At 72.8% G+C, this 8,870-nt stretch carries 11 protein-coding genes; 4 read left to right on the forward strand and 7 right to left on the reverse strand.

Annotated features, from left to right (window positions below; all coding sequences use genetic code 11):
• The first annotated feature begins 15 nt into the window (after window positions 1-15).
• From GGD89_RS20740 to GGD89_RS18885, 3 genes are all read left to right on the forward strand, one after another.
• Window positions 16-153, forward strand: coding sequence for a hypothetical protein (locus tag GGD89_RS20740; protein WP_425503061.1), 138 nt, complete (start codon window positions 16-18; stop codon window positions 151-153).
• Between the two features lie 236 nt (window positions 154-389).
• Window positions 390-1,436: an N-acetyl-gamma-glutamyl-phosphate reductase gene (gene argC, locus GGD89_RS18880; protein ID WP_184048885.1), complete on the forward strand. Its 1,047-nt coding sequence runs from the start codon at window positions 390-392 to the stop codon at window positions 1,434-1,436.
• Between the two features lie 18 nt (window positions 1,437-1,454).
• Complete coding sequence (locus GGD89_RS18885; protein WP_184048886.1) at window positions 1,455-1,994, forward strand: gamma carbonic anhydrase family protein; 540 nt, start codon at window positions 1,455-1,457, stop codon at window positions 1,992-1,994.
• A gap of 46 nt (window positions 1,995-2,040) precedes the next feature.
• Here GGD89_RS18885 and GGD89_RS18890 read toward each other — a convergent pair whose 3' ends face one another.
• The 7 genes from GGD89_RS18890 to GGD89_RS18920 all read right to left on the reverse strand — a co-directional run bounded on the left by GGD89_RS18890 (window position 2,041) and on the right by GGD89_RS18920 (window position 7,791).
• Complete coding sequence (locus GGD89_RS18890; RefSeq protein WP_184048887.1) at window positions 2,041-3,702, reverse strand: gamma-glutamyltransferase family protein; 1,662 nt, start codon at window positions 3,700-3,702, stop codon at window positions 2,041-2,043.
• A 114-nt stretch (window positions 3,703-3,816) separates the two neighbouring features.
• The gene (locus tag GGD89_RS18895) at window positions 3,817-4,710 is read right to left on the reverse strand and encodes an aldo/keto reductase (RefSeq protein WP_184048888.1); all 894 of its coding nucleotides are present in this window, start codon (window positions 4,708-4,710) and stop codon (window positions 3,817-3,819) included.
• Window positions 4,711-4,748: 38 nt separating this feature from the next.
• Window positions 4,749-5,516 carry a 3-deoxy-manno-octulosonate cytidylyltransferase gene (locus GGD89_RS18900; protein WP_184048889.1) on the reverse strand — a complete coding sequence of 256 codons (768 nt, stop codon included), beginning with the start codon at window positions 5,514-5,516 and terminating at the stop codon, window positions 4,749-4,751.
• Between the two features lie 120 nt (window positions 5,517-5,636).
• Entirely contained in the window at window positions 5,637-6,275 is a 639-nt protein-coding gene (locus GGD89_RS18905) for an alpha/beta family hydrolase (protein WP_184048890.1), read from the reverse strand.
• Window positions 6,272-6,679, reverse strand: coding sequence for a TfoX/Sxy family protein (locus tag GGD89_RS18910; protein WP_184048891.1), 408 nt, complete (start codon window positions 6,677-6,679; stop codon window positions 6,272-6,274). The genes GGD89_RS18905 and GGD89_RS18910 overlap by 4 nt, the downstream gene beginning before the upstream one ends.
• Before the next feature lie 79 nt (window positions 6,680-6,758).
• Window positions 6,759-7,112, reverse strand: coding sequence for a DUF2794 domain-containing protein (locus tag GGD89_RS18915; RefSeq protein WP_184048893.1), 354 nt, complete (start codon window positions 7,110-7,112; stop codon window positions 6,759-6,761).
• Window positions 7,113-7,404: 292 nt separating this feature from the next.
• Window positions 7,405-7,791 (reverse strand): hypothetical protein, encoded by a 387-nt coding sequence (locus GGD89_RS18920; protein WP_184048895.1) that lies wholly within the window; start codon window positions 7,789-7,791, stop codon window positions 7,405-7,407.
• A gap of 404 nt (window positions 7,792-8,195) precedes the next feature.
• On the opposite strand from GGD89_RS18920, the gene GGD89_RS18925 reads away from it, so the two are divergent.
• On the forward strand, window positions 8,196-8,750 hold the full coding sequence (locus tag GGD89_RS18925) for a thioredoxin family protein (RefSeq protein ID WP_184048897.1): 555 nt from the start codon (window positions 8,196-8,198) through the stop codon (window positions 8,748-8,750).
• Window positions 8,751-8,870 lie beyond the last annotated feature (120 nt).

Genomic DNA, 8,870 nt, shown 5'->3' on the forward strand with positions numbered 1-8,870 from the left:
GACACCATCGGTGCCATGCGCCACGAACTCACCAAAGCCGTGAACACGTACAATTCATACCGGCCTCATCGCGCCTTGAACGGCCTCACTCCGCTTGAGTACCTTCAGGATGCTCAATCCAAAGAGCCTTCTCCAGAGTCTCAGGCAGCCTGAACCCATACAGACGCGGCACGGTGCCTTGAGCCCCGGCGCCCGATCGGGCATGCTGTCGCGCCGAGCCCGGCCGCGCGCCGGCCTGGGGACCGGTTGAGGGCGCGGTCCGCGGCCCGTCGTCCGGATCGAACGAGCACCCCCGTCTCGCGATCGTGTGCCGCGATACCCGCCGTCAGGCATGGCCCGCCCGACGCCGTCGCCACATGCGGGACGACCGACCACGAGGATGCATGACCATGACGGACCCGATCCGGATCGCCATCCTGGGCGCCAGCGGCTACACCGGCGCCGAACTGGTGCGCCTGCTGCACGGCCATCCCAACACCGACGTCGTGGTTCTGACCGCCGATCGCCGCGCGGGCCAGCCCCTGGCGGCGGTGTTCCCGCATCTCGCGCATCTGCATCTGCCCGATCTGGTGGCGATCGAGGACGTGACCGACTGGTCGGGCGTGGATCTGGTGTTCTGTGCCCTGCCGCATGCCACCACCCAGGCGGTGATCGAGGCCCTGCCGGAGCGCCTGCGCGTGGTGGACCTGTCGGCCGACTTCCGGCTGGAGGACACGGCGGTCTACGCGCAATGGTATGGTGGCCCGCACAAGGCGCCGGAGTTGCAGAAGACCGCCGTCTACGGCCTCACCGAACTGGCGCGGGAGCGGGTGTCGCGGGCGCGTCTGGTCGCCAACCCGGGGTGCTATCCCACCGGGCCGCAACTGGCGCTGATGCCGTTGATCGAGGCCGGCCTGATCGACGTCGACGACATCATCATCGACGCCAAGTCGGGAGTCAGCGGCGCCGGCCGCGCGCCCAAGGAAGGCGCCTTGCATACCGAGGTGTCCGAGGGCATCCATGCCTACTCGGTGGCCAGCCACCGCCATGCACCGGAGATCGAGCAGGGCCTGTCCCGGGCCGCCGGGCGTCCGGTGCTGGTCAACTTCACGCCGCACCTGGTGCCCATGAACCGGGGCATCCTGTGCACGCTCTATGTGCGCCCGTGCGAGGGCGTCAAGGCCGCCGACCTGCTGGCGCGCCTGGGCGAGCGCTTCGCCGGCGAGCCTTTCGTCAAGGTGCTGCCCCCGGGCACGCTGCCGCACACCCGGCATGTGCGCGGCTCCAACCTGTGCCTGATCGGCGGCGTCGACGACCGCCTGCCCGGGCGGGCGATCCTGGTCACGGTGATCGACAACCTGGTCAAGGGCGCCTCCGGCCAGGCCATCCAGAACATGAACGTGATGATGGGCCTGCCCGAGGCCGCCGGACTGGACCAGGCCCCCCTGTTCCCCTGATCGAAAGGGCGCGTTCCCATGAGCCCCATCATTCTGCCCTATCGCGGCGTCTGGCCGACCATCGCCGAGGACGCCTTCATCGCCCCCGGCGCCGTGATCATCGGCGACGTGGTCATCGGCGCGCGCACGAGCGTCTGGTTCGGCTGCGTCGTCCGGGGCGACGTGCACGAGATCCGCATCGGCGTCGAGACCAACATCCAGGACGGCACCGTGGTGCACGTCAGCAAGGGCACCTTCGGCACCTACATCGGCGACGGCATCACCATCGGCCACAAGGCGCTGATCCACGCCTGCACCCTGGAGTCCGGCTGTTTCGTGGGCATGGGCTCCACGATCATGGACGGATCCGTGGTGGAGGGCGGCGCCATGATCGCCGCCGGGGCCATGGTCACGCCCGGCAAGCGGGTGCCGGCCGGCGAGTTGTGGGCCGGCAGCCCGGCCAGGCTGAAGCGGGCGCTCGGCGCCGAGGACACCGCCGGCTGGCCGGCGCAGGCGGCGCACTATGCCGCGCTGGGCGCCGAGTATCGCGCCGACCTGACCCGGCGCGCGGCCGAATAGCCCGCCCCCTGCCACCGATCCGCCGGATGGTCCGGGGGCAGGGGTGTTAGCGGCTGGCCTCGTCGGAGCGCACGGCCTCGGCCCAGGGGTGCAGGGGGTCGGCCGCGCCCAGCGACCGGCCCGCCTTCCGCTGCGCGAGGCCGGGGATGGCGAACGGCGTGGGGAAGGGCTCGGGCGGCTGGATGTCCAGCGTCCCGGTCTCGCCGGCCAGGGCCTCCAGGGTTTCCAGGCACAGGCGCGCGTCGGCGGTCACCCGGTCGGGATCGCTGACGTCGATGCGCGGCTGGTGAATGGCCTCCTCCAGGTCCATGCCGTGGTCGATCAGGAACGAGATCAACTGCGTGACCGCGCCGATGGTGCGCCGGCCGCCGGCCGCCCCCACGGCCAGACCGCCGCCGTGGGTGAGCACCAGCGCGGGCGCGTAGTTGCACAGCGGCCGCTTGCCCGGCGCCATGGCGTTGGGGCGGCCGAGACGTGGATCGAACCAGTAGAGGCCGTTGTTCAGCAGCACTCCCGCCTCCGGCGCCACCAGCCGGGACCCGAACACCGACAGCAGGGTCTGTGTCAGGGCCACCAGGTTGCCGTCGCCATCGGCCACGGACACATGCGAGGTGCAGGACTCCCGCGCGGCGTCGGACGGCAGGCCGCGCCGGCCGTGGCAATCGCCCATCCGGGTCAGCCGGTCGACGAACGCCAGCCGCAGGGCCTCGGCATAGGCGCGGTAGGTCTCGGGACCGGGCGGCTGGCTGCCGCCACAGCAGAGCGTGGCCAGGGCCTCCAGCGCCAGCAGCACCGACGGGCCGCCGTTCAATTCCGGCGCCACCACCACCGTTGTGCCGCGATAGTCGGCGGTTTGCGGCACGCGCACCTGGGCGCGGTAGCCGGCCAGGTCCCGCCGGGACAGGCTGCCGCCGGTGGCCCGGGTCGCGCGCACCAGGGCCTCGGCGGGCGCGCCCTCGTAGAAGGCGCGGGGGCCCTCCGCCGCCAGCCGCCGCAGCGTGCCCGCCAGGACGGTTTGGGGCAGGCGGCGTCCGGCGCGGGCATCCAGGAACGGCCGGCCCTCGGGCAGGAACGCGGCGACGGAGGCGGCGAAACGCTCCAGGGCGGGGGCCTCGGCGGCGATGCACTGGGCGGCGGGCGCGTCCAGCAGCAGTCCCTGGTCGGCCAGGGCGATGGCCGGCGCCACCAGGTCGGCCCAGGGGCGGGTGCCCAGGGTCTCCAGGGCCACCCGGTACAGATCGATGAGCCCGGGCACGGCCACCGCCGCGCCCCCCATCAGGTTGCGGGCCTCCGCCACCGCCGGCCAGCCGAACAGGTCGCCGTCGGCGGTGCCGGGCATCACCGGATAGCGGGCCGGATCCAGCGCGGCCGGCGCCACCATGGCGCCGTCGATCACGATCGTCCGGGCCTCGGTCGCGCCCCCGGGGGTGTCCTGGCCCGCCATGTGCGCCAGCATCAGGCCGCCGCCGCCCGGGCCGCTCATCCAGGGTTCGACGACCCCCAGACACAGCCCGGCGGCGATGGCCGCGTCCACCGCGTTGCCCCCCTCGGCCAGCACGCGGGCGCCGGCCTCCGCCGCCGCCGGGTGCTGGGCGACGACCACCCCGCCGCCGGCACTGGTCACCATCGGCTTGCGCACGGTGCGCCGGCGGCTCCAGGAGCCCCAGGCGGCACGCCGCCGGGCGGCCAGATCGATGCGGTGGGTCATGGGAGCCATGGGTCCTTCGTCTCGGCGTTCCGCGCAAGCACCTGAAGGTCAGGAGAAAACGGTAGCGGTCCGGACAACCCCTGGTCAAGGGTCGGTGGATCCCGGCGAGCGCGATCAGGGCGCTCCTGCATGCACGCGGGCGATCGCGGCGCGCGCGGCGTCGGGCAACGGGCGGGCGGCGCCGGTGGTCAGCGCCGCAAGGTGCGCGGGCCGCGTGGTGCCGAACACGGCGCAGGCCACGCCCGGTTGCTCCAGCACCCAGGCCATGGCCAGTTCGGCCGGCGTCCAGCCCTCGGCCCGCAGCGCCGGGCGCAACCGTCGGGCGCGCCACAGGGGAGTCGGTCCGTGGCGGAGCGCGCGGGCCAGGTACCACAGGCCGCTCGGCCGGGTGAGCCAGTGGCCCAGCGGCGGCGCGAAGGCCATGCGCGCCAGCGGGCCGGCCACCAGAACCCCCTGGCCGGCGTCGGTCGCGGCGGCGACCAGCGGCCGGGTCCCCGGGTCCAGCACCGACAGAAAGGGCATCAGCACGTCGAACGGCGCCCGGCCGACCGCATGGCGCATGACCGGGGCGAAGCCGTTGATGCCCAGCAGGTCCACCTTGCCCGCCGCGCGCAGCCGGTCCAGCGTCGCGCGCAGGTCGTCGGTCAGGTCGGCGGGCTCCGGTCCGTGCAATTGCAGCAAGGGCAGGCGCTCCAGGGCCAGGGCGCGCAGGCTGCCCTCGACCTGGGTGGTGACGGCGGCGGGGCTGAAGTCCTTGCCGAGACGCCCGCGCGCATCGGCCACCGTGCCGGCCTTGGTGCCGATCAGCAGGGTGTCGGGGTCCGCGCCCAGGTCCCGCAGCAGGCGCCCCAGTCGCCGCTCCGCGTGGCCGTGCGCATAGGAGGCGCCGGTGTCCAGCACGGTGATCCCGCCGTCCAGGGCGGTGGCCAGGACGGCCCGGGCGTCGGCCTCGGCGAAGCGGCGCTTGGCCCAGTAGCTGGCGCAGCCGAGCCCCAGGACCGAGACCATGCGTCCCGTCCGTCCGAGGGGGCGCTCGGGGAGCGGGGTCACGCCGGCGCGGCGCCGGCCAGCAGGGCGCGGGCCTTGTCCAGGTCGGCCGGGGTGTCCACGCCCAGCGGCACGGTGTCCACCAACATGGCGTCGATGCGCATGTGGTTCTCCAGGGCGCGCAACTGCTCCAGTCTCTCGCGCCGCTCCAGGACACCGGGTTCGAGGCCGACGAAGGTGTGCAGGGCCTCGCGGCGGTACACGTACAGGCCGATGTGATGATAGTGCGGTCCCTCGCCGCCGGGGACCGGGGCGCGGCTGAAGTAGAGGGCCCGCCCCATCCGGCGACCCGGGGCCAGGCCAATCACGGCCTTGACCACGCTGGGATCGGCGAGTTCGTCCGGGTCGCTGATGCGCGCGACAAGCGTGGAGATGTCCACGGCGGGGTCGGCCAGCGGGGCGATGGCGTCGCGGATCAGGACCGGATCCAGGGTGGGAAGGTCGGCCTGGACATTGACCACCAGGTCATGGCGCCCCTGGGGGTCCACAGCCTGGGCCGCCGCCCACACCCGGTCCGATCCGGAGGGCAGGTCGGGGTCGGTCATCACCGTGCGGGCGCCGGCGCGGGCGGCGACTCGGGCCACCTCGGCCTCGCAGCAGGCGACCACGACCGGGCCGGCGTGGGCGGCCAGGGCGCGCTCGATGACATGGGCGATCATCGGCCGCCCCCGGATGTCGGCGAGTGGCTTGCCCGGCAGCCGCGTCGAGGCCATGCGGGCGGGCAGGACGATCAGGGGGGGGGCGGACGGTGACGATCTCGACGGCATGGGGTCATCCTGTGGGGGCGGACCCGGACCGGGGTTCGCAGGGGAGGGCAAATCTGCCCACCGCTCTTGTGACACACCCTTGGCGCCGGGAAAAGAGAGACCACCCGCGCGGATGGCGGGTCACGCGCCCGCGCGGGCGCAGGCGCGGATGAAGGCGGCCGTGGCCGCCACCGCCTCGGCGATGGCCTGGCTCTCGGTGCGACCGGAGGCCCGGCGCGGCTTGAACCCGTGGTCGCCGTCCTCCAGCCAGACCAGGCGGACGGCGGGCGACAGGGAGAGCGCGGCCGCCGTCTCGCGGGGGCCCAGCGGGTCGCGGGTACCCTGGCAGATCAGCGTGGGCGTCTTGATGTCCCGAAGGGGCGCGGCCCGGGAGCGGTCCGGCTTGCCCTGCGGATGCACGGGGTAGCCCAGGCAGACCAGACCGGCGACCCCGGCCTCGTCGGCCAGCAGCGCGGCCACCCGCCCGCCGAGGGACTTGCCGCCGATGACCACCCCGTCCGCCGGACCCTGGGCGGCCAGCACCCGGCGCCAGGTGTCCAGCAGCACGGGTTCACGGTCCGGCGGGCGGCGGGTGCCGTCGCGCCGCCGCCGCGCCATGAAGGGAAACTCGAAGCGCGCCACGCGGATCCCGGCCTCGGCCAGTCCATGGCCGACCGCCGCCATCCAGTCGGAGTCCATCGGGGCGCCGGCGCCATGGGCGAACAGGAAGCGCGGTCCGTCGGCCGGGCCGTCCAGCAGCACGGCGGGGGCATCGGTCATGGCGTCCGCGCGGCCGCGTGGCCGCGCTTGGCGGCTTCCCATGCCTTGCGGCCCCAGTCGGCCAGGGTGTCCTCGTCATCGAGCACGAAGGCCGGCACGCGGCGGAAGCTGGTCGTGGCCAGGGCGCCACCGCCCGGAGGTCCGAAGGGATCCGGGCCCGCCGCGCCTCCTGCGTCGTCATCGTCGTCATCCCGGGCGAGCGCCGCGCGCTCGGCGGCGTCGTAGTCGCCCCGGGTGCGCGCGTCCACGCGGAACATCAGCAGGCCGTCCGAGATGATCCCGAACAGGGTCCCCTTGAGCATCAGGCCGACGCTGTCGGCGGTCCGGTGCAACTCCACCCCACCCAGGGCGGACCGGAGCAGCGGCAGCAAGGCTTCGGCGACGCGCAGGGAGTCCGATATCATGATGAATGGCTCGTCTCGTCGATCGGCGGTCGGGGATGGGAGGGGGGATGGCGCGACAGCGGGACGCGGGCGGCCGTCGTCAGCCGCGCACCAGACGCATGGGCGGGTCCAGCACCTGCAGCACCTCCACCAGACTGCCGGCCTGGGCCAGCTTTCGGGTCGTGTCCTGGACCGCATAGTGATGGCTGGGTGTCATGCCTTGCCGTACCTGCCCACGGACATGCTTGCTGATGACGAACAGGGGCCGTTCGTGGGTGCTGCGGAAGACCGCGAAGCGGGCCACCCCATCCTGCTGGTCGATGGCGTAGTCACGCCACTCGCCCCGCATGACCTGGCGGCTGTAGAGGGACAGGAGGGAGTTCATCTCGGACCGGGTGAAGTGAACGAACGAGGCGCCGCGCCGATAGTCCAGGAAACGTACGATCTTCGACATCGGCCCTCACCCGCCTTGTGCCATCCGGCAAGACACGCCGCCGAGCGGTCGACCACCGCGCGACCGGCCGATACGGCCCGTCGTGCGCCGCACCCGCCGACCGGGTCGGCCATGCCGTCGCCGCCGTGACGTGGCGGCCATGCGACCGAGCCCGTCCCGGGATCCCCCGGCGGGGTCGCCGGGCCGGGGGCATCGGGCCAACCGGCGCCGGACATCTTCTGTCGAGTCGGCGATCCTGTCGAGCGCTTTCCGGCATGCGGCGGCGTTTTGTTTCGGACCCGGATGGCGGGCCTTACCGTTGGCCCGGCAGCGGACCCGCCATGGGACCCGCGAGGGTCCGGGAACTCACCACATGGCGGGGATCGATCACCATACGGTTGTCCTCGCCTGGCAGCTTGTTATCGTAGCAGGTGATGCTGCCGATGGACCGGTAGCAGTACAGCCGGGTCTCCACCGGGGTGTTGGCGGGCAGCGGCTGGACGCAGTAGTAGCCGCCGGTCGAGTAGCGCACGAGGGAGCAGTCGTGCCCGGTGACCAGCGAGACCACATGGTCGGGCACCGTCTTGTCCGTGACGACCACGGTGGCCACGCTCACGGCCGCCGCCCCCAGGGTCACCGGGTGCACGGCGACGTCGTACATGGTGTCGCAGCCACCCAGCATGACCAGGAGGGCGGCCATGCCGAGACGGTGACGACGGCCGGCGGCGCGCGTCGGGGCCGCCGACGGCCAGGAAAAAGCCGGCCGGGCGGCCGGTGAGGGATCCGCCGTATGCCGTGGTGCGTCCATGACCGTCTGCCTTGCTTGCCGGCCGCCGTGCCCGCGGGGCCGCGTTCTGTCCTGGCCCGTGGGCCGTCCTGGCTCGCGGGGTCCATGGGGCCTCTGGTCCCGGGCACACGGGGACACGGACTCCGCCGTTCATTCTGCCGGCCGGCGGTTAAGGATCGTTGAATCCGGCGGCAACCCTCCCCATAGCAGAACGCGGGGGAAGACAGCGCGTCCGGTGTCGGGCGCCGCGATGTCGGCCCGATCCCCCCCAAGGACCGACCTCACATCCAGGACCAACCACGGAGGACTCCCGCGACATGGCCGTTCATACTCCCATCTGCGACTTCGGGTGGACCGCCCCGGACTTCTCGTTGCCGGCCACCGACGGCAAGACCTACGCCCTGGACGACATTCGCGGACCCAAGGGAACGCTGATCGTCTTCATCTGCAACCACTGCCCCTATGTGAAGGCCGTGGTGGACCGACTGGCCCGCGATGCTCATGCCCTGATGGACCGGGGCATCGGCGTCGCCGCCATCAGCGCCAACGACCCCGAGCAGTATCCCGAGGACTCCTTCGACAACATGACGCGGTTCGCCCGGGAGCACGGGTTCCGCTTCCCGTATCTGCACGACGCGAGCCAGGACGTGGCGCGCGCCTACGGGGCGGTCTGCACGCCCGACTTCTTCGGCTTCGACGCCGACCTGGGCTTGCAGTACCGGGGCCGCCTCGACTCGTCTGGCAAGCAGCCGGCGGCGCCAGACGTGCGCCGCGAGCTGTTCGATGCCATGAGCGCCGTCGCCGAGACCGGCCAGGGACCCCAGGACCAGATCGCGTCCATGGGCTGTTCCATCAAGTGGAAGGCGGCCTGACCGCCGGACCCGCCCGGTTCGGCGCGCCAGCAGTTCTCATTTTGAGCTGAAAGGCTTGGACACGGGACACGGGATGTGATTCACCCTCTGGGTGAGGTGGCTTGAAGAGCAAATCGCGGC

It is taken from the genome of Roseospira visakhapatnamensis, assembly GCF_014197915.1.
Classification (GTDB): Bacteria; Pseudomonadota; Alphaproteobacteria; order Rhodospirillales; family Rhodospirillaceae; genus Rhodospira; species Rhodospira visakhapatnamensis.